The sequence below is a fragment of the Bacillus sp. HY001 genome (genome assembly GCF_007558965.1).
GTDB classification, from domain to species: domain Bacteria; phylum Bacillota; class Bacilli; order Bacillales; family Bacillaceae_G; genus Bacillus_A; species Bacillus_A mobilis.
Window position 1 is genome coordinate 144,313 of sequence record NZ_VLTE01000005.1, and the last position, 26,892, is coordinate 171,204.

24 protein-coding genes and 1 riboswitch are annotated in these 26,892 nt (G+C 34.4%); of the genes, 11 read left to right on the forward strand and 13 right to left on the reverse strand.

Annotation, left to right across the window (positions count from 1 at the left end; genetic code table 11):
* Positions 1 to 133: 133 nt before the first annotated feature.
* Both FOT98_RS03375 and FOT98_RS03380 read left to right on the forward strand, forming a co-directional pair.
* A complete protein-coding gene (locus FOT98_RS03375; RefSeq protein WP_063260471.1) occupies positions 134 to 994 on the forward strand; it encodes a metallophosphoesterase in 861 nt (286 codons plus the stop codon).
* 94 nt (positions 995 to 1,088) lie between these two features.
* A complete protein-coding gene (locus FOT98_RS03380; protein WP_061678291.1) occupies positions 1,089 to 1,325 on the forward strand; it encodes a hypothetical protein in 237 nt (78 codons plus the stop codon).
* Between the two features lie 175 nt (positions 1,326 to 1,500).
* Here the strand turns inward: FOT98_RS03380 and FOT98_RS03390 are convergent, their stop codons facing one another.
* Both FOT98_RS03390 and ppx read right to left on the reverse strand, forming a co-directional pair.
* Complete coding sequence (locus tag FOT98_RS03390; RefSeq protein WP_061678292.1) at positions 1,501 to 3,609, reverse strand: polyphosphate kinase; 2,109 nt, start codon at positions 3,607 to 3,609, stop codon at positions 1,501 to 1,503.
* 107 nt (positions 3,610 to 3,716) lie between these two features.
* On the reverse strand, positions 3,717 to 5,264 hold the full coding sequence (gene ppx / locus FOT98_RS03395) for an exopolyphosphatase (protein WP_390841904.1): 1,548 nt from the start codon (positions 5,262 to 5,264) through the stop codon (positions 3,717 to 3,719).
* A gap of 168 nt (positions 5,265 to 5,432) precedes the next feature.
* On the opposite strand from ppx, the gene FOT98_RS03400 reads away from it, so the two are divergent.
* A complete protein-coding gene (locus FOT98_RS03400; RefSeq protein ID WP_000804861.1) occupies positions 5,433 to 5,891 on the forward strand; it encodes a YkyB family protein in 459 nt (152 codons plus the stop codon).
* Positions 5,892 to 5,922: 31 nt separating this feature from the next.
* On the opposite strand, the gene FOT98_RS03405 is transcribed toward FOT98_RS03400, so the two are convergent.
* The gene (locus FOT98_RS03405; protein ID WP_063260473.1) at positions 5,923 to 6,585 is read right to left on the reverse strand and encodes a YkyA family protein; all 663 of its coding nucleotides are present in this window, start codon (positions 6,583 to 6,585) and stop codon (positions 5,923 to 5,925) included.
* 659 nt (positions 6,586 to 7,244) lie between these two features.
* Positions 7,245 to 7,886, reverse strand: a complete 642-nt coding sequence (locus FOT98_RS03410) for a diguanylate cyclase domain-containing protein (RefSeq protein WP_063260474.1) — start codon at positions 7,884 to 7,886, stop codon at positions 7,245 to 7,247.
* Positions 7,887 to 8,050: 164 nt separating this feature from the next.
* Between FOT98_RS03410 and FOT98_RS03415 the strand changes: the two genes are divergently transcribed.
* Complete coding sequence (locus FOT98_RS03415) at positions 8,051 to 8,284, forward strand: SPP1 phage holin family protein (RefSeq protein ID WP_000939452.1); 234 nt, start codon at positions 8,051 to 8,053, stop codon at positions 8,282 to 8,284.
* A 32-nt stretch (positions 8,285 to 8,316) separates the two neighbouring features.
* On the opposite strand, the gene FOT98_RS03420 is transcribed toward FOT98_RS03415, so the two are convergent.
* A complete protein-coding gene (locus FOT98_RS03420) occupies positions 8,317 to 8,817 on the reverse strand; it encodes a hypothetical protein (protein WP_063260475.1) in 501 nt (166 codons plus the stop codon).
* A 421-nt stretch (positions 8,818 to 9,238) separates the two neighbouring features.
* Between FOT98_RS03420 and FOT98_RS03425 the strand changes: the two genes are divergently transcribed.
* Complete coding sequence (locus FOT98_RS03425; RefSeq protein ID WP_063260476.1) at positions 9,239 to 10,780, forward strand: MDR family MFS transporter; 1,542 nt, start codon at positions 9,239 to 9,241, stop codon at positions 10,778 to 10,780.
* 90 nt (positions 10,781 to 10,870) lie between these two features.
* The gene (locus tag FOT98_RS03430) at positions 10,871 to 11,428 is read left to right on the forward strand and encodes a PadR family transcriptional regulator (RefSeq protein WP_061678299.1); all 558 of its coding nucleotides are present in this window, start codon (positions 10,871 to 10,873) and stop codon (positions 11,426 to 11,428) included.
* A gap of 186 nt (positions 11,429 to 11,614) precedes the next feature.
* Here FOT98_RS03430 and FOT98_RS03435 read toward each other — a convergent pair whose 3' ends face one another.
* Positions 11,615 to 12,046, reverse strand: coding sequence for an NUDIX hydrolase (locus tag FOT98_RS03435; protein ID WP_063260477.1), 432 nt, complete (start codon positions 12,044 to 12,046; stop codon positions 11,615 to 11,617).
* Between the two features lie 331 nt (positions 12,047 to 12,377).
* A riboswitch (cobalamin riboswitch) is annotated at positions 12,378 to 12,565 on the forward strand.
* 128 nt (positions 12,566 to 12,693) lie between these two features.
* Here FOT98_RS03435 and metE point away from each other — a divergent pair.
* Positions 12,694 to 14,982: a 5-methyltetrahydropteroyltriglutamate--homocysteine S-methyltransferase gene (metE, locus tag FOT98_RS03440; RefSeq protein WP_063260478.1), complete on the forward strand. Its 2,289-nt coding sequence runs from the start codon at positions 12,694 to 12,696 to the stop codon at positions 14,980 to 14,982.
* Between the two features lie 37 nt (positions 14,983 to 15,019).
* Here metE and comJ read toward each other — a convergent pair whose 3' ends face one another.
* The gene (comJ, locus tag FOT98_RS03445; protein ID WP_063260479.1) at positions 15,020 to 15,409 is read right to left on the reverse strand and encodes a competence protein ComJ; all 390 of its coding nucleotides are present in this window, start codon (positions 15,407 to 15,409) and stop codon (positions 15,020 to 15,022) included.
* Between the two features lie 36 nt (positions 15,410 to 15,445).
* Positions 15,446 to 15,880, reverse strand: a complete 435-nt coding sequence (gene nucA / locus FOT98_RS03450; RefSeq protein ID WP_063260480.1) for a DNA-entry nuclease — start codon at positions 15,878 to 15,880, stop codon at positions 15,446 to 15,448.
* A gap of 237 nt (positions 15,881 to 16,117) precedes the next feature.
* Between nucA and FOT98_RS03455 the strand changes: the two genes are divergently transcribed.
* Positions 16,118 to 16,867, forward strand: coding sequence for a DUF3967 domain-containing protein (locus FOT98_RS03455; protein WP_063260481.1), 750 nt, complete (start codon positions 16,118 to 16,120; stop codon positions 16,865 to 16,867).
* 53 nt (positions 16,868 to 16,920) lie between these two features.
* Here the strand turns inward: FOT98_RS03455 and kinB are convergent, their stop codons facing one another.
* Positions 16,921 to 18,195, reverse strand: coding sequence for a sporulation sensor histidine kinase KinB (gene kinB / locus FOT98_RS03460; RefSeq protein WP_061678304.1), 1,275 nt, complete (start codon positions 18,193 to 18,195; stop codon positions 16,921 to 16,923).
* Between the two features lie 310 nt (positions 18,196 to 18,505).
* On the opposite strand from kinB, the gene FOT98_RS03465 reads away from it, so the two are divergent.
* Together FOT98_RS03465 and FOT98_RS03470 are read left to right on the forward strand one after the other, a co-directional pair.
* Entirely contained in the window at positions 18,506 to 18,706 is a 201-nt protein-coding gene (locus tag FOT98_RS03465) for a hypothetical protein (protein ID WP_000929281.1), read from the forward strand.
* 123 nt (positions 18,707 to 18,829) lie between these two features.
* On the forward strand, positions 18,830 to 19,993 hold the full coding sequence (locus FOT98_RS03470; protein WP_061678305.1) for an aminotransferase A: 1,164 nt from the start codon (positions 18,830 to 18,832) through the stop codon (positions 19,991 to 19,993).
* Between the two features lie 14 nt (positions 19,994 to 20,007).
* Here the strand turns inward: FOT98_RS03470 and malR are convergent, their stop codons facing one another.
* The 4 genes from malR to FOT98_RS03490 form a co-directional block, all read right to left on the reverse strand.
* A complete protein-coding gene (malR, locus tag FOT98_RS03475) occupies positions 20,008 to 21,030 on the reverse strand; it encodes a maltose operon transcriptional repressor MalR (protein WP_061678306.1) in 1,023 nt (340 codons plus the stop codon).
* Between the two features lie 280 nt (positions 21,031 to 21,310).
* Positions 21,311 to 22,153 carry a maltosaccharide ABC transporter permease MalD gene (gene malD, locus FOT98_RS03480; protein WP_001022594.1) on the reverse strand — a complete coding sequence of 281 codons (843 nt, stop codon included), beginning with the start codon at positions 22,151 to 22,153 and terminating at the stop codon, positions 21,311 to 21,313.
* Positions 22,154 to 23,452 carry a maltosaccharide ABC transporter permease MalC gene (malC, locus tag FOT98_RS03485; RefSeq protein ID WP_061678307.1) on the reverse strand — a complete coding sequence of 433 codons (1,299 nt, stop codon included), beginning with the start codon at positions 23,450 to 23,452 and terminating at the stop codon, positions 22,154 to 22,156.
* Between the two features lie 64 nt (positions 23,453 to 23,516).
* Positions 23,517 to 24,776, reverse strand: coding sequence for an extracellular solute-binding protein (locus FOT98_RS03490; RefSeq protein ID WP_063260482.1), 1,260 nt, complete (start codon positions 24,774 to 24,776; stop codon positions 23,517 to 23,519).
* 324 nt (positions 24,777 to 25,100) lie between these two features.
* On the opposite strand from FOT98_RS03490, the gene FOT98_RS03495 reads away from it, so the two are divergent.
* Positions 25,101 to 26,861, forward strand: a complete 1,761-nt coding sequence (locus FOT98_RS03495) for an alpha-glycosidase (RefSeq protein WP_063260483.1) — start codon at positions 25,101 to 25,103, stop codon at positions 26,859 to 26,861.
* The last annotated feature ends 31 nt before the right edge of the window (positions 26,862 to 26,892 follow it).

Genomic DNA, 26,892 nt, shown 5'->3' on the forward strand with positions numbered 1-26,892 from the left:
TTTGTTTATTTCGTAATCTATACTACTTTTTATTATTTAAAATATATTTTAAATAAACTGAAAGGAGATTTGAGTAACCTGCAAATGTAACAAACATATGTAATATAAGTCAAATAGGTATACTCATATTTTTATGAAGAAAATTACAAGAAGAGATTTTTTAAAAGTTGGCATGCGCACTTGTCTATATTCATTTATAACCACTAGTATCGGATACTATTACGCTAAATATATTGAGCCTCATTTACTCGCTTTGACAGAACATACACTTACATCACAGCTCATACCAAAAAGTTTTCATGGTATGAAGATTCTTCAATTTAGCGATTTACATCTTGGATACTATTTCTCTCTCCAACATTTATCTCAAATCGTTTCTAAAATTAATGATGTAAAGCCAGATATTGTTCTTTTTACTGGTGATCTCATTGATAATTATCAAACATATACTGACACTCCTTTCGTTGCATCTATTTTAAAAAATATACAAGCACCCTTCGGTAAATTTTCTATTTATGGTAACCACGATCACGGTGGATATGGGACGGAATACTACGAGCACATCATGCGTGAATCTGGATTTGAACTATTGCTAAATAGCGAAAAGAAAATTCGTCTACTGGATAATAGTGAAATCTCCATTTTCGGGCTCGATGATATACTACTAGGTAAACCAAAAATAGAGGAGACACTACAGCATGCAAGGGAACACACTTATAACATTGTTCTTGTTCACGAGCCAGATATTGCACCTCAAATAGCGAAGTATCCAGTTAACTTGCAACTTTCTGGTCATAGCCATGGCGGACAAGTACAAATTCCTTTTGTAGGCGCTATTATTACCCCATCACTTGCTAAAAACTATGTTGAGGGCTTCTATACGATTCAAGATTTAGCTCTCTATGTCAATCGAGGCCTTGGAAGAACACGTGTCCCATTCCGATTTATGTCAAAACCTGAAATTACGATTTTCACGCTCCAACATTCGCAATAATCCGCCTATTTTCTTACATATCCTTTCTTGTACGCGCTCATCCACGTTTCATTTACCATATGATAAAAGTGAGTCCAATAAAGGAGGTTTGTTCATGTATCCATATTATCAACCAATCCCAGTCCGTTCAGCACCTATTGGTCCAGTAGGCGACTCACGCTTCTTTCCGTTTTTTGGCGTCCCATTTCTAGCTGGCATTGCTGGTGGACTGCTCGGCGGAGCATTGGCTTTCGGTCCTAGACCGTATTACCCACCATATCCACCACCTTTCCCACCGCCAACACCTTTCCCTTGTTATGGTGGACCTTGTCAACAACCATACTATTATTAATGTACTGTAACAATTCTACCAATGTTATTCCCTCTCTTGACTAATCTATAATCTATTAACATGCTTACAATAAAAACTATTCTCTCTACAGATTCTTCTATTTAGAGAACGTATAATAAGTAGAGAACAAAGTAAAAAAACCTCTTTTTTTAAGAGGTTTTTTTCTTTGTTCTCATTATTCAGCATCCGTGTTTTGATACGCCATCTTAAACAACTTCACTTGGCTATCAATTTCTTCTGTACTACTATTAATAACATAATAATAATCACCAGTTTTATTTTGTTCACGCGTTTTCACATTATCAGCTAATGTAAGCTGTAAAATCGCCTTAATTCTCGCCTTCATTTCAATATCTAATATCGGGAAAGATATTTCTACTCGCTTTTCCATATTTCGCGTCATCCAATCAGCTGAAGATAAATATATCTTTTCCTCTCCATTATGATGGAAATAATAAATTCGGCTATGTTCTAAATATCTCCCGACAACACTAACTACCCGAATATTTTCACTTACATTTGGAATACCAGGCCTTAAACAACATGTTCCTCGAACGATGAGCTCTACCTTCACTCCAGCTTGTGATGCTTCATACATTTTTTTTATTAATGGCTTATCTGTTAATGAATTCATCTTAGCAATAATATATCCATTTCCATATTGCCTATGATAACGAATTTCTTCATCTATTAAATCCATAAATTGCTCTCTTATATCAAATGGTGCAACCGATAAATGATGAAAATGTGGCTTTGTTGTATAACCACTCAAATAATTAAAGAAATTTGTTGCATCGACCCCAAAGTCTTTTCGTGATGTAATATACCCGAAATCAGTATATAACTTTGCTGTTGCGTCATTATAATTCCCAGTCCCAAGATGTACGAACCTTTCGATTTTTCCGTTTTTTCTTCTTACAACTAGTGTAATTTTACTATGTGTTTTCAAATGACTTACACCGTAAATAACGTGACAGCCTGCCTTTTCTAATTCTTTAGCCCAATGCACATTATTTTCTTCATCGAATCTTGCCTTTAACTCAACTAATACCGTCACTTGCTTTCCTTTTTCAGCCGCTACTTTTAGCGCCTGAATAATCGGCGAATCCCCACTTACTCGATATAATGTTTGTTTGATCGCAAGTACATTCGGATCGTCTGCCGCATCACGGACAAAATCAACTACTGGCTGAAACGATTCAAAGGGATGATGTAATAAAATATCATGCTCAATTGCTTTTTCAAATACATCTTCCGCATCCCCTAAGTCTTGAGGTCTTTGCGGAATAAGAGCCGGATATACTAAATGTTCATATAAAGGAGCTAGTTTTTTATATAAAGAAAATAGACATGTTAAATCTAGCGGTCCATCCATTATATACACATCTTCATCTTTTACTTCCAACACCTCATATAATAATGCTAATACTCTTTCATCAATATGCTCTTTGCCAACTTCTAAACGTACAGCAGCTCCCCACTTACGCTTCTTTAATTCTTTTTCAATTACCTTTAATAAATCCCTCGCACCTTCTTCATGAATTGTTAAATCCGCATTGCGTGTAATACGGAAACGAGTAACAGATGATACATTATATCCTGTAAATAATTTATGAGTAAAACCACTAATTACATCTTCTAATAAAATAAATTTATGCTTTTGCCCTTCACTCGGTAAAAATATGAAACGTTCAAGTAATGAAGGAACTTGTACAATTCCTAACTTTGTACGGTTTTCCTCCTCCACTTGTTTCTCATCATATAAAAGAGTAGCTAAATTCAAACTTTTATTTAATAACATTGGAAATGGACGATATGCATCGATAGCTACAGGTGTTAAGACTGGGAAAATTTGCTCATCAAAATACTCTTCTATAAACTCTCTCTGTTCCTTCGTCAAATCATGGAATGTTAAACGCTCAATTCCTTCTATCTCCAGCGCTGGCAACACATAATTTTTAAACGTATTATATTGTACAGTCATTAATTCATGGGCCTTTATCGCAATTTTGTTTAATTGCTTTTTTGGTGTTAAGCCAGCCTTATTTTCTGGTTGGTTAAACCCAGCACTCACTTGATCCTTCAATCCTGCCACGCGTACCATAAAGAATTCATCTAAATTTGAGCTGAAAATGCTAATAAACTTTAATCTTTCCAAGAGCGGATTCGTTTCATCCTGTGCTTCTTGCAGTACACGTTCATTAAATGCTAACCAACTTAATTCTCGATTATTGTAATAAGCTGTATCATTTAAATTAACTATATTCCCCTTCAACATTTCCATCCTCTTCACACTTCCCTTGAAACTTTTTTACTATAATTTAGTTACTTTCATTTTAGCAAATTACAATATTCCAAAGTGTTAATTTTTTGTAAAGACATCCGTACAACTTAACAGTTTGATTCGAAGGATAAGTGAATAGTCGTTTTCAACACTCTTTCCAGCTGCTTTTTTTGCTTTTCAGCTTGCACTTTTTCCGCTAATGCCGATTGCTCACATACAATTGTAAATGTTAATCCCTCTTTACTATCTGTTATAGATATCGATTCAACAAGCGATCTTTGCCTTATATTTAGAGCTGCTGAAAATTGTAAAACAGCCCCTAATAGACGAATTTTTTTTTGTTCATTTTTATCGAACCATCCTTCAAATGGGGACAAGTGTTGTTTAAATAACATTTTTGATTTATAAGACGCAATAAGCGCTAATCTAACTCGCTCTTTATGCATCATACCATCGATTGTTTTATTCGCTAATAAATAAAACGTATGTAAGCGGCTCGCTTCTTCGTCTATATATTTACCTATATTAAATACTTTCGCCGCTTGATAGAATACTTCCCAGTCTTTTTCTGTCATAGAAATTAGCCCTGTTTCCTCCAGCTGTTGACAAATCAATCTTCCATGTTTAATAAGCTGAATTACAAATTCCATATCCATTTCATATTCATGTGATAATAAATGCAGACTTTCTTCGACTACGTTCGGATAATATGAAATCCCCAAATCTTTTGTCAACTCTTCATAGAAAACACCTTCTCGTAACCCTTTTCTACTTAATACAAATGCTGGTGCCTCTATAACATTAACAAGCGTATGAAAAACTTCGACTGCTGGAATAATTGTATCTGCTCGATCTTTTGCCAATCCTTCCAATTTTTGAAGTTCTATGAACGACAATGCTTCCAATTCTTCTTTCACATGTTTAATATCTTCTTCTTTCATTTTATATAAATGTACCCCTGCTATAGGATAACAAATTAAATTTTGATGGATTTTCACTAAGTTCCTCGCACTACCACCAATTGCAATAAGAGGCAATTTCTTATCAATTAACCATGGTAATGTTCGAAATTGATATTCTAAGTACGTTTGAATCTTTTCCAATTCGTCTTTAGTAGGTATATCCTCTTTAATAAATTGTTGCTTTAAAGAAAGTGCTCCAAAAGGAAAGCTATGGTACTCTAAAATTTCTCTATTTCGAAAGTATGTAACTTCCGTACTTCCTCCACCAATATCTACTGTAACTCCTTCAGAGAACGAAGTTGAATTCATAACCGCTAAATAGCCGTAACGTGCTTCCTCATATTCTGATAATACTCTAAGAGTAAAGTCTGTTTGTCCTTCAACAAGCTTTTTAATAGCCTCTTGATTCTCGGCCTGTCTAATTGTTGCTGTTGCAACACAAAGTACATGATGCAACTGGTGGAATCGTGTACTTTCTTGAAATTGAAATAATGTTTGTAACAACACGTCTATTCCTTCTTCAATCAACACACCATCGATTAAGTAATTCCTTAACCGAGCAACCACTTTCGTATTTTCAATCTCCTTATAAAAACCTCCGTTTTGCTTTTCATAAATAACTAAACGCATTGTATTAGATCCAATATCTATAATGGCATATTGCTGTTTTAATATTTCTTTCAAACTTCTCACTCTTTCATTATCAAATTTCTAAAGCACATTCTATTACTATTATACAAAATAGTTGTTTTTTGTAACAATATTGCTTTAATATTGAAAATATATACAATCACTTTTTGCATATAATAAAAATCTATTTTATTTATGTTATAATAATGAAAAATTGAAAGGAGATTCCATATGAAACCTTCACAACCACAATCTCAATTACAAAACCAACATTCTATTAATCGACTAGCTCAATCTATTTTCGTTGTGAATCGTCATGCTAAAGCTGCAACTAATCCGAAGTATTTATATTGGTTAAAAAAGACGGCTTTAGAACGCTTAATTGCTGAAAAAAAAGCTATTAAAGAAGGATTACATTTTTCTAGAAATCCACGCTTTAGCCAACAACAATCGGATGTTCTTATCCGTTTAGGTGATTATTTTTTCCATATTCCTCCTACAAAAGAAGATTTTCGAATCCTACCACATCTTGGTCATCTTGAATCCTCCTATCGAAATCCGAAAACAAACTTATCTTTAACAGTAGCAAAAAAGACACTTCAAGATTATATTGGTCCTGAAGCACTGAAACAAGAGAAAAAATTAAGTGAACCTGTCCCATGGTATAGTCGTACTTATACAAAAAAATAAAACAGTTTGGCCAATTGTAGGCCAAACTGTTTTATTTTTTCTCTTCTTTAATTTTAATATTTGCTTGTTTATAAAAAGCTATTTTTTCTGTATTATAAGATTTCGTAAATTCATTAAACTTATCTTTTTCTGATTCAATATCTTTATAAGATTGATTTACTACTTTTACTTTTTCACTAATATCTTTTAATTTTGTACCTTTATCTTGTAGCATTGTATATAATTCTTTTTCTTGTTTTAACGATTTACCATAGCTATCATACATTTTGTTAAATGAATCATGTCGTTTCTCATATGTACTTTTCACTTTATCCGCTTGATCTTTCAATTTCTTATCTTCAATTTTCTTCACATATTTATCTGCTGATTTCACTTCTTCTTGTGCCTTATTTAAAGATTCTTTTTCTTTTGTAAGCACTTTTTCTCGTTCATCTGTATTTTTCACTGCTTGATTCAGTTTTTCCTTAACAGTTTGATTATTATCTTTTCCCTCTTGAACAATCTGGTTATATAATTCTTGTCCCTCTTTCTCTAAAGTTTCAAGTTTTTTTGCATCTTCAAACATTGTTTTTTCTTGCTTTGCAGCATTTTCAAACGCAACATATAATTCCTCTTCTGGTTTCGGCCCGAAACAACCGGCTAATAAAGTCATTGATAATGCAGTTACAATTGCTAATTTACTATACTTCAACATCTTTTCCTCCTACTTATATACGATCATCGTGTAAAAAGCTATGAAAATTATATATCCTTCTATAAACTCCACACTCGCACCTTTTTTACGAAAATCATTGATATTATTTATTAATACTTGTCAAATTGTATTACTTGAAATTACATTTTACGTCTTTGAGCTCAATAGCAATTTCGTATCCATCTTTACATATACTTTTACTTGGCACTTTTTAAAACTTGTTCATACTATGTATTACATAAAAGTACAACGGAATTCATCACAGCCATAATAATTTGAAGAACAACAGTAATAATTCACCTGATAAAAGATGTTCGTTGTTCTCTCACGTCTATCATTCTATCATTCCCTTTCCGCTTTCTATCAAATAATTTCTTTGTTCATTTTACACAGTTTAAATGCTACCTTGCAACAACTTACAATTATTCTTATTATCCCCTAAAAAGGAAAAGTGTAGAGCATGCTTTCCTCTACACTTTTAAAATGAAACACATTGTGCAAAATGCATTGACACATCCATCATAATTATATGCTTATTCTATATATTTTTAAAGACTTTTATTACAATAAAAGTTCTTTTTGTAATAAAAGTCAAAAAAATGTTACATTTAAAACTTCTTCATTTCATATTTCTTTAAATCAAAGTTTCACTCATTTCCTTACAAATCCCTATGTTGGTACAATTGATTTTGTGCCTTTCTTAACAATTCTTCAAAAGTTTTTCCTTCTATTGGATAACTAGCAGCTCCAAATAATAGGGTTATACTTAACAAACCATTTTCTATTTCGCTTTCAATACTTTTCATTAATCGGTTTGTTATTGTCGACTTTTCATGTCCGTTATCAATCGCCACAATAACATACTTATTTTCATCCCACTTAGTAACGACATCTCCTTTACGAATTGTCTTTACAATCGTACTCTCCAATTTTTGTACTAACACCTCCAATTTTTTTTCTTGCACTGTTTCTTTTAGTCCTTTCCATTCTTTCACAGAAAGAATGTACACTGTAATATTATGAGAATCCCGCTCTGATAAAGCAGCTACTTTCTCAAAGAAATCAACTACAAAATCATTACTTGCCATTCCTCCTACTTCCGTATCCAGACGCCCACTCGCTCTTTTATCATACCAATGTCCAAAATAATAGCTGAGTATCATTTGCAATATATAAATAATAAAGACGGTATAAAATGATCGCGAATCCAGTTTTGTAATTACATCCTGAAGCGCAATCCATTCTGTAACTGCCACTGTATTCCCAAGTAATAATCCACTAATTTTCCCTTTATGTTTCATACTTTTCCTCCCTTCTATACCAATATATGTTTCTATAACAATTATGTTTTTCTACAAAATAAAAAATGTACATATTGAGTGTACATTTCCGCTTAAGCTTGTCTACCATTTCTATTCCATTTCATATATATACTATATATCGTTTTTAGGAAGAGGTGATCTGTATGCTACAAAAAGAAAATCTATCAGATATTATACGTTTACTAGCAGGCTTTCTATTATCATTAAAATTACTGTTTAATTCTTTCGGAGTGAACTTTATTACCAACGATCAAATAGACGCTATTGTAAATGTTGCTTCCTTTCTTTTCATCCTATATTTTGGTTATAAAAATAATTATGTAGGAAAAAAAGGAATCGAGCAAAAAAAAGTACTCAAAAAACACAACCTCCATTAAAGAAAGGAACCTTTCGTACAGGTTCCTTTTTTTCATTGCCTCACTACAACTTCATTTGTTTGCAGTGGACCATATGATACTCCTTTATATTGAAATGTATATGTAGCCTGAAATAATGCGTTTTTAAGTGCTTTATCTTTATTTGCTTTTATTTTACAAATTAGTTCCACCTTCTCATTCGGTAACAAATTATCAATCCGCCACCTTACAAGCTGGAACAGGAACTCACTCATCCCCTTATCAGCCTTTAATGAGTTTGGAATATAGGCAAAATAATCTCGAATCATATGACTTACTACAACTCGTGAAATCATTTCCATTCCTTTATTTTCAACTTCCATTCGAATAATAAGTATGTCATTTACATCATAGGTCAGTTCATATGAAAATTTTTCTTTATACATACTACGGATTTGCAATGTAACTGCTACATTAGGACATTCGTTTTCCTTTTTTGAGCCATCAATCCATAACACCGGTTGTAGCGGTATTGAACGCCTTCCTTGATCCGAAATTCGTTTCCATATTTTCATAATAATATTCACCCCATTTCAGATGCATCATATCCATACGACCTTATTCTGCCTCTCTACACCATATTAATAAAGTTTGTTACAAACGATATATAATTATTACTCTTCCTTTTATCCTATTCGACAATGTAAAGAAAAAACCATTTTTCATCTGTTCACAGACGGTATTCTTACTGAAATATTTTTTTACAATTTCCTTCATTGACTTTATACCAATATTAAGTATTACTCACTCTTTCACAGTCCATACAACAGAATATTTTGACGGAAGAAAAAGTTTGCCTTTTAGTCAAATTTGACTATAATATTCTTTATGGCTTGTGCACTTGTGTAAATTGATTTGAAAGAACTATACTTTACATTTTTATGCGCTGCACTCAAAACTTCATATAGTTTACTTATTATTAAAGGAGGGTTATATTTGGAATCTCAATTATCAAAAACAGACTCCAACAATACAAAATTTGTTGTTGCAGGTTTATTACTTGGTATTTTAATGGCGGCAATGGATAATACAATCGTTGCAACAGCAATGGCAACGATTGTTGGAGACCTAGGAGGATTTGACAAGTTCGTTTGGGTCACGTCTGCATATATGGTAGCAACAATGGCAGGGATGCCTATCTTCGGAAAACTTTCTGATATGTACGGACGGAAACGCTTTTATATTGGTGGTCTTATTCTTTTCTTATTCGGTTCTGCACTTTGCGGAACAGCATCTAGTATTGAGCAACTAAGTATTTATAGAGCAATTCAAGGAATCGGTGGCGGTGCTCTTATGCCTATCGCCTTTACAATTATGTACGATATATTCCCACCAGAAAAGCGCGGAAAAATGACAGGGCTATTCGGTGCGGTTTTCGGGACATCTAGTGTATTCGGTCCTTTATTAGGTGCTTATATTACAGACTATATAAGTTGGCATTGGGTCTTCTATATTAATATTCCATTAGGACTTATCTCCTTCTTCTTCATTACTAAATACTACAGTGAATCTCTAGAATTTAGAAAACAAAAAATCGATTGGGCTGGCGCTATTACACTTGTTATTAGTATCGTGTGCTTAATGTTTGCCTTAGAACTTGGCGGTAAAGAATATGCATGGAATTCCACTGTAATTATCGGTTTATTTACAACAGTTGTTATTATGCTTATTATTTTCTTCTTCGTAGAACGAAAAGCAACTGAACCTATCATTTCTTTCCATCTATTTAAAAAGCCTTTATTCGCAGCTAGCCAAGGCGTTGCCTTTTTCTATGGTGCCGCTTTTATTATCTGTACTGTTTATATCCCAATCTTCGTTCAAGGTGTTCTCGGTGGTTCAGCCTCAAATGCTGGATTAATTTTAACACCTATGATGGTTGGCTCTGTAATTGGAAGCCAAACAGGTGGACAGTTAGCTTCTCGAACAAGTTATCGTAACATCATGGTGGTATCTGGTGTTTTCTTCGTAATTGGTATTTATTTACTAAGCACGTTAACAATGGATACACCTCGTCTACTTGTAACGCTATTTATGGTTCTCACTGGACTTGGAGTTGGTTTCTCGTTCTCAGTTTTAAGTATGTCTTCTATCCACAAGTTAGAAATGCGAGACCGTGGTTCTGCTACATCAACAAACTCATTCTTCCGTTCACTCGGTATGACTCTTGGTGTAACAATTTTTGGTACCATTCAAAATCATACTTTTACGGATAAACTAAACACTGTATTCCCTCCTGAACTAGCAAAATTAGCTCCAAAAGGTGGAGACACAAGTTTCTTATTATCACAAGGTGCTACCGAGAAAATACCAGCTGAAATATTAACTGGTATTAAAGAGGCTCTAGCAACATCTATTGCCAGCACATTCTTCTGGGCACTTATCCCCGCTGTACTAAGTATTATTTGTATTTTACTTATGGGAAATGAACGCCTCTTTACAGGTCCAAAAACGAAACAAAAACAAAAGCAAGTAAGTTAGTATAGAAAAAAGAAACGGCATATCCTTTATGAAAAAGGGTATGCCGTTTATAATATGTATAAAGTTTTTATTTATAGGAGTTGAGATAGCATGAGCATGAAATTAGTCATTCTCGGCTTGCTACTCGAAGGGGATAAACATCCATATGAAGTGCAACACATCATGAAAGAAAGACAAATGGATTGTTATATTAAATATGCAAAAGGATCACTTTATTACGCCTTCGAGCAATTAGAAAAGCAAGGTGCAATTAGTATTACAACTATTGTTCGAGATACGAATAGACCAGATAAAACAATCTTTCATATAACAGAAGAAGGTAAACAATTATTTCACAAGTTACTATTAAAACAATTCGAAGCAAAAAATCAAATATATAAACCAATTTATTCGGCACTCTCTTTCGCTCATTTTGGTGATGACCAAGAGTTAGTCCCGATTTTAGAAAAAAAGAAAAATGATACCGTTCAATATTTACATAAAATGCAAACTATTTATGATTGTAGCAAAGGACAAATCCCACGTGCACAACTATATATTTTACAAAGTGTTATTGAACATATTACAGTTGAATTGCAATGGTTAAATACCCTCCTTACAGATGCAGTTGCAGGACGCCTTTCAGAAATTGATAAAAATGAAGGTTGAGGTTATAAAGAAGCAACTGTAAAAGATAATAAAGTTATTTCATTTGATAATCTAAAACAAGCATAGCCCTGTTCTAATTTAGGACGGATTATGCTTGTTTAATTTTGGTTATAAGATACTTCACTGCGCTCAAAAATATAACAAGGATTTCTTCATCACCATAGTCCCATAATGGAAGATTATTTCTTAAAACTCTATATAAAAAGGTTGTCGATTTTCATCCAAGCTATATTCAATTCTTTGTCTGAAATTCATAAAATTCACCATCTCTAACGCCTGCTCAATAGGATAAAACCCTACTTCCAAACTTTCTGGTGTAGTCGTTAATTTACCCCCAACTGGTCTAGCTAAAAACAATGTGTTACATATTGAATGGTTCACATTTTGAAATACTCCACAAAATTTTAAAACCTCAATATCAATACCCGTTTCCTCTTTCGTTTCCCTTATTGCAGCATCTTTCAAAGACTCCCCTTCTTCAACTTGTCCACCTGGCATTTCCCATCCTCTTCTAGGTCCTTTAATTAATAGGATTTCATTTTGTTCATTCATTACAATTGTCGCTGCTGAAACTATATGTTTTGGCGGTGAATATATATTTTTTGTACTTTGTTCCAATTGAAATTCCCCATTTCTATAAACTTAGTTTATGTATCTTTATACAGAAATCTTGTTCTTTCTTGTAATAACTTACTATTTCAAAATGAACCATCCAATTCCCTTCCTTATTCCAAAATATGGACGAATTTTCAAATAACATAACTATCATCTTATCTCTGTACAAGTACACTTTCTTTGTATGTTTAACCGCGATTCACTCCCTAAAAAAAATCAGAAGAATCCGAATAATGAAAATAAAAAACTTTAGAATTTTCTTATTTTAAAACAGTAGACAAAATTCCAAAAATTGTGTTAGAATTTGTTTCAATATCATATCGCTTGTTAAATTCCTTTCAAAAGGAAAATAGGTACACGAAAATTTCGTTTCGTGTTTAAAAGGGAAGATTGGTGAAAATCCAACACGGTCCCGCCACTGTAAATGCTGAGATTTCTTTTTAGTGCCACTGTGAAAACGGGAAGGTGAAAGAAATTATATGAAGCATAAGTCAGGAGACCTGCCTGTTTTAACAACACTGATAGATTCACGGATGATGATGAGGTGTTAAAACAAAAAGGAAGGCTTATTTTCTATGCCTTTATACTTTTTGTTATAGGTATTTCCTAGTAAACGGAAATGCTTACTTTCAATTAGGGAGGAATTTGAAATGGCAATTCAAACAAGTAATTTAGGTTATCCACGTATCGGACTACAACGAGAGTGGAAAAAAACATTGGAAGCTTTTTGGTCCAATAAAATCGATGAAGAACAATTTTTAACAACGATGAAAGAAATTCGCCTTCAACACGTTAAAGTACAGCAAGAAAAAGGGATTGAACTCATTCCAGTTGGCGACTTTACATATTATGATCACGTTTTGGATACTGCTTATATGCTAGGATTTATTCCATCACGTTTTTCTGAGTTTACATCTTATCTTGATGTATATTTCGCAATGGCGCGTGGCTCTAAAGATCACGTAGCTTCCGAAATGACAAAATGGTTTAACACAAACTATCATTATATAGTTCCTGAATATGAAGAGGGATTACAAATCTCTTTAAAAGATAATCGTCCACTTCGCTTATACGAAGAGGCAAAACAAGAATTAGGAGTAGATGGAAAGCCTGTTATTTTAGGACCATATACTTTCTTGAAATTAGCTAAAGGGTATACACAAGAACAATTCGCTACAATTTTAAAACAATTAGTTGCACCATACGTACAACTGCTTTCAGAACTACATGCAGCTGGTGCACAAGTCATTCAAATTGATGAACCGATTTTCGCTTCTTTAACGAAAGAAGAAGTACAACAAGCAAAAGAAATTTATGAAGCTATTCGTAAAGATGTTCCAAATGCGACTCTTCTTTTACAAACATATTTTGATAGTGTAGAAGAAAACTATGAAGAAATTATTACATTCCCTGTATCCGGTATTGGATTAGATTTCGTTCATGGTAAAGAAGGTAATCTAAATGCTATTTCAAAATACGGATTCCCAGCTGATAAAACTTTAGCTGTCGGTTGTATAGATGGCCGTAACATTTGGAGAGCTGACCTTGATGAAGTTCTTACATTATTTACAACGTTACAAAAACAAGTCCAAACGAAAGATTTCATCGTTCAGCCTTCTTGTAGCTTATTGCATACACCAATCGATAAAACAGAAGAAACTCACTTATCGACTGAGCTATTTGATGCGTTAGCATTTGCAAATCAAAAATTAGAAGAGTTAGTTCTTATTCATTCCGCTCTGACTCAAGGTACAGAAAGCATTAGTAATGAGCTGGAAACATACCGAAATGTACATCATACAATTCGGTCGTCTGCTGCACGTAACCGAGAAGATGTGAAAGCAGCACGTACAGCACTAAAAGAAGAAGATTTTTCACGTCCTCTTCCATTTGAAAAGCGCTATGAATTACAACAAGTTGCCCTGGAGTTACCATTGTTACCAACAACGACTATCGGTAGCTTCCCGCAAACAACTGAAGTTCGTCAAACGCGAAAAGAATGGCGTAACGGTGTTATTTCAAATGAACAATATGAACAATTCATTGAAAAAGAGACAGAAAAATGGATTCGTTACCAAGAAGAAATTGGTCTTGATGTCCTTGTACATGGTGAATTCGAAAGAACTGACATGGTCGAATATTTCGGTGAGCGTCTTGCTGGTTTCTCATTCACTAAAAACGGTTGGGTGCAATCATACGGTTCCCGCTGCGTAAAACCACCTGTTATTTATGGTGATGTAGCCTTTATTAACGGAATGACTATTAAGGAAACTGTTTATGCACAAAGCTTAACAGAGAAAGTTGTAAAAGGAATGTTAACTGGACCTGTTACAATTTTAAATTGGTCCTTCGTTCGAAATGACATTCCAAGAAAAGAAGTTTCGTATCAAATTGCATTAGCTCTTCGTCACGAAATTGAATTACTTGAATCTTCCGGAATTCGAGTAATCCAAGTCGATGAGCCAGCACTTCGTGAAGGAATGCCACTAAAAGAAAAAGATTGGGACGCTTATATTACATGGGCAGTACAATCCTTCCTTTTAGCAACTTCTTCTGTAGCAAATGAAACACAAATTCATACTCATATGTGTTACAGTAACTTCGAAGATATTGTTGACGCAATTCGTGCATTAGATGCAGATGTGATTTCTATCGAAACTTCAAGAAGTCACGGTGAATTTATTGATACATTAAAACATACAACATATGAAAAAGGCATCGGTCTAGGTGTATATGATATTCATAGCCCACGTGTACCGAGTAAAGATGAAATGTATAAAATCGTAGAACAATCTTTAGAAGTATGCGATCCTAAATATTTCTGGATTAATCCTGATTGTGGTTTAAAAACGAGAAGAACAGAAGAAGTTATTCCAGCTTTAGAACACATGGTGCAAGCAGCAAAAGATGCTCGTTCCCTGCTAAAAACAAACGCATAACAAAAATGGGTTATCCTTTTTGAGGATAACCCATTTTTTATTCTTTACTTTCAAAAAAGAATTCGTATTGTATTTTATATAATTCATCATCCGTTGGTTCTTCAAGAGGAGTTGCTTGTAATACAACTGTATACTCACCATTTGGAATAGGGATTTGAAATTTATTTGAAAGAATACTTGTTACAACGATACATCCATTTTCAACTGTGAAAGGAACTGTAACCGTTCTAATCACTTCTTCTTTTTCAATATGTTTCCCTTGGGTCACTTTTACTTCACAAGTATAATCAGAGAGTGCTTCAAAAATAACAGTTCCATCCGCCTTCGCATAACCTCTTTCAAAATCTTCATCTGTCCAGTCAACGTAAGGCTGCTCACCGTCATAGTTCATCAACATTAATTGCGAATACGAAATTGTTAACTCCATCGTTCCCCTTCTCCTTCATTATGAAATATGCAACTACTACTTTACGTCAAATTTCACACGCGTACCATCTGGGTATTTGTCTAACTTATTTCCTACCCAAGACCCTGCCCCGCGGTTATCCGCTGGACTTATATATTCAATATGTGCTCCTTTTCCGCCTTCTTTACACATCGCCATTGGCCATTCATCACGATCATACCCTTTTTTTGATGGATATGGAGCTAACGATAATTTTCTTCTATCCGCAGCACCACCACGGTCGATTGTACAAACTTCTGAATGTCCTTCTTTTATAGCATCCGTAATATGTTTCCCTGTCTCTGGATATCGCTCTTTCGGAAATTCTAGAACTTGATCATACGCATTTGTTTTTTTGATACTTGTTTCCCCTGGAACAAGTACTTCATAAACCGCTACTACAATAGAAAGAATTGCAATAATTGAAATGATAATACCTTTTAATTGCTTCATGTATACCTCCATGATTCTACCAGTTTCTTTTCCTCAGTTATTATAACAAACTTCTCCTGTATATGTTTTCAGACATTATTTTAGCTCTTCTTCGCCATTCCGCCAAAAAACTCTCATTTTCCTTCATCTTTTCACTAATGCTGTAGAAAACTAATAACCTTCCGACATTCTTTTTCAAAGGAAGTCCTCATAAAAGATTGAAATGATATATACGATACTTTTTGGGGAGGAAATATTATGGAAGCTACCTATAAAACGAAAGATGTCACGAATAAAACAGGCATCCCAAAACATATAGTTCGCAAATATAGTCAACTGTTAGAGGAACATGGTTATATGATTTCCAAAACAGCTGATGCTCGTATTTATAAATTGGATGATTTAAAACTATTGAAATCTATACATGAAAGAGCTGCTACATTGCAAGAAGACATTTCAGAAACAATACCCCTTATTTTAAAAGAAAAAGAGGCCCCACCTGTACCAGTTATACAAGATACGCAAGAAATACAACCGAAAGAAAAAGAAGATGGGCGTAACTTTGAGGAGTTCATGTTAAAGCTTGAAATGCTCGCTCAATTAAATGAAGCAATTATTCATCAAAATTCTACCCTTATTACCCAAAATCGTTTAAAAGATGAAAAGCTAGATGAATTGATGCAACAAGTCTATGTAAAAGAAGGCTCTCAAGAAAAAATGCTACAAGAGTTAGTAGATCATGCCGCTCAAACAGATGCCCTACAAAAAGAAAAGATGGACTTATTAATGAATCATATGTATAAACGAGAATCTAAGCAAGAAGAAAAAATGAATAAACTCGTAAATCAAATTTATAATAAAGACAGCAACCGCGATGCACAACTTATGCAAGTGATTCGTGAAATTCAAGAAACAAAACGATTAGTCGCAGCTTCAAAAGAACAAAGCTTTTTCCAATCATTTAGGAGTTTATTTAGCAGAACAAAAGAAGGAAAAACAACTGAATAAAATAATATATTTTTTCCTATATAAAATAAAAAGTTACCTTCCAACGGTAACTTTTATTCCTTATTTCGTACAGCTGGCAATATAATAATCGCTTCCGTCCCTTTCCCACTTTCGCTTTTATATTCCAGCGTACCATTATGCGCTTGTAAAATACTAAATGTTACCATAAGCCCTAATCCTGTTCCTTTTTCTTTTAAAGAATAATATGGTTGTCCTAGCCTAGCTAACTGTTCTTTCGTCATTCCAACACCACTATCTTTAACTCTTATTACAATCGTTTCATCTTTTTGCATAGCCGTTACTTTTAAATACCCTTTATTTCCTTGAATTGCTTCAATACCATTTTTAACAACATTCATAATAGCTTGTTTCAATTTCGTCTTATCGCCAATCGTATAAAGACTTTCAGAAATCTCAACTTGCAAATATACACCTTGCATCGCTGCAAATGATGACATAAGAGTTGTCATTTCTATTAATTGAGCGGATAAGCAAATGTGTTCTTTTTTCTCAATTTGTGGCCTTGCTAAATTTAAATAATCTGAAATAATTTGTTCTGCCCGGTCCAATTCGGCTAATACGAGACGCATATAATCCTTATTCTTCACATCTTCCGTACTTTCTAGCAATTGAATAAAGCCACGAACAACAGTGAGCGGATTTCGAACCTCATGTGCAACACTTGCTGCCAACTCACTTACAATATTAAGCTTTTCTGACTTTTGCATCTCTGTACGTAGTATTGCATTTTCATTTAAATATTCTGTTAAGTACACCTGAAATACCATTGTCATAACCATAATAAGCGAAGCAAATATATATCCGCTATATATGTGCGAAATATGCGGTGTAAACCCCGTTTCTAACAGAACAGTAATTATGCCAATCACTAGAGAAACAAGTACGTACAATGATGAAATCATAAATGCTAAAATTAGCTTCTTATCTCTTGAAAATAGAGACCATTTCTTTGATAAAAATAATGGAACGATTAATAGAAATATTACTTCTATGACTGGAAGAAGGTTCATTCCTTTTAGTGCCCATTCATATGCAACAAAAATAACGGCCGGGATTAAACCAACAATCCCACCATATAAAAAACCACTAACAATCGGGATTGGGTGAAAGTTATACCCACAAATGTCACCAAAACAAATAGAGTATGTCATGGAGAGAACGAGTGTAATGCTAGATAGAAACATAATAAAGTAGCGGTTCGGCTTCGGAGGCATTTCTTGATAACGATTTAGGCGAATCGCTTCATATAAAAATAGTGGCAAAATAATGATGGCAATTTGGATCATTAAATCACGGATAAGCTCCATAGCCTCTCATCCCCTATATGTATTTTGATATGATTATATCATTTTACGGCTTTATTTGTTTTAAAATTTTGATTTTTCTTAACATATTTGTTAATTCTTTGTTAACATCACATAATAATTGTTACAGATTTTCGAAATGAATGTAAACCCTGTACCAAATTTCTGCCTGGCAGTATACAATGAATACGGATTACAAAGAAAATAAAAAAATACTTCATGAGACGGACAACTATAGCAAAATACAGCATATAATCCATACTATCTATGTTTACAAATAAGTGATCATTATTTTAGTAGGAGGAAGATAAATATGGCGGGTACTACGCTTGTTTTAAAAGAAGAAAATTTGGTCGTTCTAGAAAATGTTGAAAAATCGGTATATGAAGAGTTACAGCATAAAACAGGAGATGAAAATTGCACATGTGCTGTGAATGAATCAGTTGTTCACCTTGGCAAAGTATCCTCTGTACTATGGAATGAAGATGAAATAGATTGGGAGTACGGATATTAAAAAGTCGCTTATAGCGGCTTTTTTTCTATTCTCTCTCTCTTTCTACATAACATATACGCAAGCGAAATCATAGAAAATATGTTAAAATGAACTTAATTTTCAAACGGAAGAAAGGGAGATACAATGGAACAATTCATTAATCCTAGAGTAAAGGACATCCAAATTTCTGGAATCCGTCAATTCTCTAACATGATTCAAAACTATGATAATCTTATCTCTTTAACAATTGGACAACCCGATTTTCCTACACCTTCTCTCGTAAAAGAAGCTGCTAAACGGGCTATTACAGAAAATTACACGAGCTATACACATAACGCTGGTTTATTAGAATTACGCAAGGCAGCTTGTAACTTTGTAAAAGATAACTACGATTTACAGTATTCACCTGAAAACGAAACCATCGTTACAATCGGTGCCAGTGAAGCTATTGATGTAGCATTCCGAACAATTTTAGAGCCAGGAACAGAAGTTATTTTACCTGCGCCTATTTATCCAGGATACGAACCAATTATTCGATTATGCGGCGCAACACCTATTTTTATCGATGTTCGTGAAACTGGCTTCCGTTTAACAGCCGAAGCACTAGAAAATGCTATTACAGAAAAAACAAGATGCGTCGTTTTGCCGTATCCTTCTAATCCAACTGGTGTAACTTTATCAAAAGAAGAACTACAAGATATTGTAGATGTTTTAAAAGATAAAAATATTTTCGTCCTTTCTGATGAAATTTATAGCGAACTTGTATATGAACAAAAACATACGTCTATCGCTCATTTCCCAGAAATGCGTGAAAAAACTATCGTCATTAACGGTTTATCAAAATCTCATTCTATGACTGGCTGGCGTATCGGTCTATTATTCGCACCAAGCTATTTAGCAGGACATATACTAAAGGTTCATCAGTACAACGTAACGTGCGCTACTTCAATCGCTCAGTACGCTGCAATTGAAGCATTAACAGCTGCTAAAGATGCACCAAAAATGATGCGTCATCAATACAAAAAGCGCCGTGATTACGTATATAATAGGCTCATTCAAATGGGCTTAACAGTTGAAAAGCCCACAGGTGCATTTTACTTATTCCCATATGTTGGGCATTTAACATCTTCATCATTTGATTTTGCACTTGATCTTGTAAAAGAAGCTGGATTAGCTGTCGTTCCTGGGACAGCATTTTCTGAATATGGTGAAGGCTATCTTCGCTTGTCCTATGCATATAGTATTGAAACTTTAAAAGAAGGCTGCGATCGATTAGAGGCCTTTCTACAACAAAAAGCTAAGAGTTAAACTCTTAGCTTTTTTTATGCATAATGATCGCAAGTTTGGCGCTTCAGTAATTTATGAGGAATAATAATACACTTTGCAGTAGACTCCGCATTCTCTACTTTATCCACTAAAGCTTTTGCTGCCTCATACCCTAGTTGATATATATTCACATCAACTGTCGAAAGTGGCGGACTCGCAATTTCTGATAATAAAGCATTATTAAAGCTTACAATAGAAACATCCTTCGGTACAACGAATCCTTTTTTAGAAAGTGCACTTAACACACCAAGTCCAATTAGATCATCCGTTGCCACAATTGCTGTCGGTGGTTGCTTCAGCCCCATTAGCTCCTCAACGGCTTGTTGACCACTTTCTCTCGAAAAATCAAAATGTAAAATATACTCTTTTGGTAATACAATGTCTGCTAATTTTAAAGCATCACTCATACCAGCCAAACGATCTCTCGTTACAAGTAAATCTGATCCACCGCCGATGAACGCGATTTGTTTATGACCTAATGAAATCAAATATTCTGCTACTTCTCTTGCAGCTGTATAATTGTCATTATCTACATATGTAATTTCATCTTTTCGATCATACGGTTTCCCGATTAAAACAAACGGGAAATTTTGTTCATGCAAATATTGAATAATCCGATCATTCTCTCTTGAATATAAAAGAATAATGCCACCAATTTGGCGTCCCTGTACCATCTTTACAACACCATTAAAAATTTCATCTTCCGTTTCACCTGTCGACATATAAAGCGCATACCCTTCCACATGTGCAAATGAACTAATCCCTCTTATAACTTCTGGGAAAAACGGATTTTGAAAAGCTTTACTTGCAGAACTTGGCATAACAAGTCCAAGTGTTTTCGTTGTTTGGTTAGCTAGATTTCTTGCGTTTAAATTGGGATGATACCCTAGTTCACTCATTACTTTCCGAACACGACGCTTTGTTTTTTCACTTATACTTGGATTATCAGCAATTACACGAGAAACGGTAGATGGTGCTACATTCGCCTTCTTCGCCACATCTTTAATTGTAACTGTCATAAAAATCCCCCTCCTCTCACTTCTCTGTCATTTTTTATATTTTAATCTTGCACCCGTTGCAAGTAATAGGAGAAGTCATTAACTTTTATTGAGTCTATCTTGTAAAACCTATCATATTCTCCCTCTCCATGTATTGTAAGGGATATAGCTCTTTTTTCCTATACTATAATATACTATTTATTTCACTTCTTTTCATATGTGATGTCAAATCCCTTTTCATCGCCCTATAAAATTTTTTATAGGGCGATGAAAAGAAAAATGGGACGTAACGTCCCATTTTTCATCCTTTCGTACCTCCAGCAGTTAAACCAGAGATAAAGTATTTTTGTAGTGATAGGAATAAAATTGAAATTGGGATTGCAATCAATACTGAACCTGCTGCAAACGTTGTGAATTCATTACCAAATTTCTTCGCTACCATTTCATATAACCCAACTGCTAACGTATAATTTTCTGGTGTGCGCAAAATAACACTCGCTAAAATGAAATCTGTAAATGGACCGATGAAAGTAAATAACGCCACAACCGCTACAATTGGCTTTGCAAGTGGCATAATGATTTGCCAAAAAATACGGAAATGTCCTGCCCCATCCATACGAGCTGACTCATCCAATTCTTTCGGAATCGTATCAAAATATCCTTTCATAAGCCATGTATTCATTGGAATTGCCCCGCCTACATAAATTAAAATTAATGCAAGGTGCGTATCGATTAACCCTGTTAACTGTGCTAATACGTATAGAGCGATTAGCGCCGCAAAGTTCGGGATCATTTGTAGAATTAAAAATGTTAATAATCCATTTTTTCTTCCAACAAAACGGTATCTTGAAAATGCATAAGCAGTAAAACTAATTGCTAACACTGAGAAAATCATCGTTATAACACTTACTTTTAATGTGTTTTTATACCATAGTAAATAATTACTATTCTCTAAATCTAATAACTTACGATAATGATCTAACGTTGCATTTTGCGGAATAATACTTGATCCAGATAAACTATCACCTGGATTAAACGATGAGCCAATAATCCATAATAACGGATAGAAAATGATGGCACACATTACGAAAATAACGAAATAACTTAATGAGAGACGTAACATCTTTTGTCTTTTAATATTCATTTACATCATATCCTCTTCTTGGAATGATTTTGTTCTCTTAAATTGCCATAACGCAACTGTAATAACGATTAACGATAATATCATTGTAAGAGCTGCTGCTTTCCCGTACTGCGCTGAAGTCATCGTTAACTTATAAATCCATGAAATTAAAATATCCGTTCCACCTGCGTCTTGTCCAGCTACAGCAGGACCTCCACCATTAAATAAATAGATGATACTAAAGTTATTAAAGTTAAACGTATATTGCGTAATTAATATTGGTGCTGTTGCATATAGAACAAGTGGCAATGTAATTTTACGAAACTGTTGCCAAGCTGTAGCTCCATCTACTGTAGCAGCTTCATATAACTCCCCTGGAATCGATTGCAGTATACCTGTTGTCATTGCAAAGACGAACGGGAATCCAAGCCACGTTTGAATCATAATTAAAGCGATTTTTGCCCAAAACGGATCTGTCATCCAAGCAATCTTTTCGATTCCAAATAACGCCAATACTTGATTGTTAATTGCTCCAAATGTTTCATTAAACATACCAGAGAAAACAAGAATAGATACGAATGCTGGGACCGCCCACGGTAAAATGAAGATTGTTCGAATAATTGCCTTCCCTTTAATACCAGGCTGATTTACGATAATCGCTAAGAAAATACCAAGCGCAACTTGTAATGTCGTTGCAACGAATGTCCAAATGACAGTCCAAGAAAATACGCTTAAAAATGTCTCTCTCCACATCGGTAATGTAAAGATATCAATAAAGTTTTTGAAGCCCACCCAATCTACTAATTTAGCTGGAGGAGAGTGGTATAAATCATAATTCGTAAATCCAATTAAAATTACGAAGATGATTGGAAATACAACTACAAAGATAAGTAATAGAAAACCTGGTGAAACCATTAAATATGGAAAACCTTGATCTAGTAAATTACGGTATTGCTCTTTTACAGAGTTTAATGGGGTTCCTATATCACGTTTCTTCCCGTTTTGGTATGCATCATATAAATTAAATGCATATATTCCGAGTCCAAACGCGATGACGATGAGTGCCAAGATTCCTTCTACTAATAGAAAGACAGAATGGTCACGTGGAACTTCTGTACCAAGCGTTACAATTCCCCATAATCCCATATTTAATAAATCAGCAAATGCTACAATAAATGAACCTGTTAATACTAGAAAAATAAGACCTTTTACAAATTGTTTATTATACATTTGGCCCATGCCTGGAATGATTGATAACATGGTTGCCATTTTCCTATGTTTTGAACCGTTTAAGCCGTTTGCTGGTTCCAATGTTTGCATGTTCCTTCCCCCTTTTTTCTGGGAGAGAATTCGTGCCTCTCATATTAGAGGCACGAATTTCACCTTATTTTTGCTTACTATGATTTGCCTCAATATTACCTTTAATTTGCTTCACTGCATTATCAAGTGCTGCTTTTGGTGCCTCTTTCTCCGTAACAACTAATTGAAGCGCATCTCCAGCTGGTTTCCATACTTCTTGCATTTCTGGAATGTTTGGCATTGGAATTCCATTTTCAGATTGCGTTGCAACTGCTTTTGCAGCTTCATTATCTTTAATAATTGGATCTTCCATTACTGATTTTACTGGAGGAATTTCTTTTGTTTTCTCAAATCGAATTTTTGCGTTTTCTTCATTCGTTACCCATTCAGTGAACTTTGTAGCTAAATCATTTTGTTTAGAGAAACTTGTTACATGCCATCCTTTAACCCCAACAAACGTTTTCATTGGTTGACCATTTGGTAATTTAGGCATTGGAGCAACACCATAATCAATTCCGTTCTTTTCCATCGCTTGGAACGCCCAAGGTCCGTTCATGATAGATGCTGCTTTTCCTTCGTTAAATAGTCCATCAGCAGCAGGTCCACCAGATTCACCGATAATACCTTTCGGGAATAACTTTTCTTTGTACCATTTTTGAAGGTATTCCGCACCTTGTACTGCTCCGCTATTATTTAATCCAACATCACTTGCATTTGGCTTTCCATCTTTTTCACCAAACACATAGCCACCCATACCTGCCATGAATGCATTAGCAAAGTAGAAGTTATCTCCTAGTGTTAAAAATCCGTACTTGCCATCCTTCGTAAATTCTTTCGAGAAGTTAAACAGCTCGTCCATCGTTTCTGGTGCTTTTGGCATTAATTTTTTATTGTAAATAAAGATTGGTGTCTCAATTGCTTTTGGTAAACCATATAATTTCCCGTTATATGTCTGTGCTGCTATTGATGAATCAGTAAATTTACTCTTTACAGCATCATCAGCTTTCACTTCTGAAAGTAAACCTTCTGTTACTGCGTTTCCGATTTGATCATGTGGCAATGTTACAACATCTGGTCCAGTCCCCGCTGGTCCATCAAGGCGTAACTTCTTCACTTGATCTGTCATTTGCATTTCAACAACTTTTACTTTTACTTTATATTTTTCCTCAAAACTTTTCACTGCTGGTTCTAAAGCAACACCTTTTTTATCATCTTCCCAAACGAGAAGATCGTAATCTTTCTTTGCTTTACTTTCTTCTTTCTTCCCTGAATCTTTCGGTCCACATGCAGATAACATACCAATTGATAATGCTGAAATCGTTAATAATGATAATGCTTTCTTCATCCCAAAAACCTCCCTAAGTTGTATATGTACCTTACTAATTGAAAACGTTTGCATTGAATGGTTTAATAGAAGCGCAAACAATATCTCAATCTATGAAAACGTTTGCGCTATTTGTCTATCATTATACATTCTTTTATTCATTTTGCAAATATTAATTTTTAAAATATTATTACTATACTCCTTATACATTGACTTTATATGAAATGAATACTACTCTTATAAGCAATATTAAAGCTATGCAAAAGGCAATCGTTTGCAACATATGCTTTATTATTACACGTAAGGGAACAATAAGTATGGAGATATTAAAGGGGGATTTTCTATATGCTTAAAGAAGCCATTTATCATAGGCCAAAAGATAATTACGCATACGCTTACGATGAAAAAACGATTCACATCCGAATACGTACTCAAAGAGACGATGTTCAAAGCGCCACTCTTATTTACGGTGATCCTTATGACTGGAAAGACGGGAAATGGATTACATCAAATACACCGATGAAAAAAACTGGTTCTACCGCATTGTTTGATTATTGGTCCATTTCTATCGAACCGAAATTTAAGCGCTTACGTTATGGATTCGAATTAAAAAATGATACAGAAACGCTTATTTATTCAGAACGCGGATTTTTCTCTACCATTCCAAATGATGACGTTGGTAACTTTTTCTGTTTTCCATTTATTCATGCAAATGATGTATTCAAAGCACCTTCTTGGATTAAAGAAACCGTTTGGTATCAAATTTTCCCAGAACGGTTCGCGAATGGTGATCCTGCACTAAATCCAGAAAACACTCTTCCTTGGGGCTGTGCTGAGCCAACTCCAACTAATTTTTTCGGTGGAGATTTTGCTGGTATTATTCAAAACCTTGATTACCTTGTGAAGCTTGGAATTTCAGGGATATACTTCACACCTATTTTCAAAGCACATTCAAACCATAAATATGACACAATTGACTACATGGAAATCGATCCGCAATTCGGGACGAAAGAAACGTTCAAAGAACTCGTTCAGGCATGTCATACACACGGTATAAAAGTAATGCTCGATGCCGTGTTTAATCATAGTGGATACTTTTTCGATAAATTCCAAGACGTGCTAGAAAACGGTGAGAAGTCTGCTTATAAAGAGTGGTTCCATATTCATGAATTTCCGATTAGAACTGAGCCACTTCCGAATTATGATACTTTTGCGTTTACACCGTATATGCCTAAATTAAATACAGCACATCCTGATGTAAAAGAATACTTACTTGAAGTTGGGCGTTACTGGGTAAGAGAATTCAATATAGACGGTTGGCGCCTTGATGTAGCAAATGAAGTCGATCATAGCTTTTGGAGAGAATTCCGAAGCGAGATAAAGACATTAAATCCTGAAGTATATATTTTAGGAGAAATTTGGCATGATGCACTTCCATGGCTACAAGGAGATCAATTTGATGCTGTAATGAGCTATCCTGTTACAAACGCTCTACTGTCTTACTTTGCTAACGATTCCATTAAAGCAAATGAATTTATGAAACAAATTACAGAATCTCTACATTCCTACTCTATGAACGTAAATGAAGCAGCGTTTCATTTATTAGACAGCCATGATACACCAAGAATATTGACAACATGTAACGGAGATAAAAATAAGTTAAAGTTACTTTATGTATTCCACCTTTCTTTCATCGGCTCTCCTTGTATTTATTATGGAGACGAAATTGGTATGGACGGCGGTATGGATCCAGCTTGCCGCAAATGCATGATTTGGGATACGAAAAAACAAGATCATACATTATTTACACATGTACAAACATTAATTTCATTACGAAAGCAATATAAAGCATTTGGAGGACATGGTACTTTCCAATTCATCGAAGCAAATGATGAACATAATTATATTTCTTATACGAAAACATATGAAGATGAAACTATCTTTTTCGTTTTAAATCCGACTGATAGTGAAATCACTGCTTCCCTCCCTCTCCATGTTACTGGAAAGAAAATCATTAACATTTATACAAACGAAGAATTTTCAGCGGAAGCAAGTGTATTACAAGTTACACTTCCTCCATATGGATTCTCAATCTTAAAATGGTAATCAAAAAAGCCTTATACCAAGTGGTATAAGG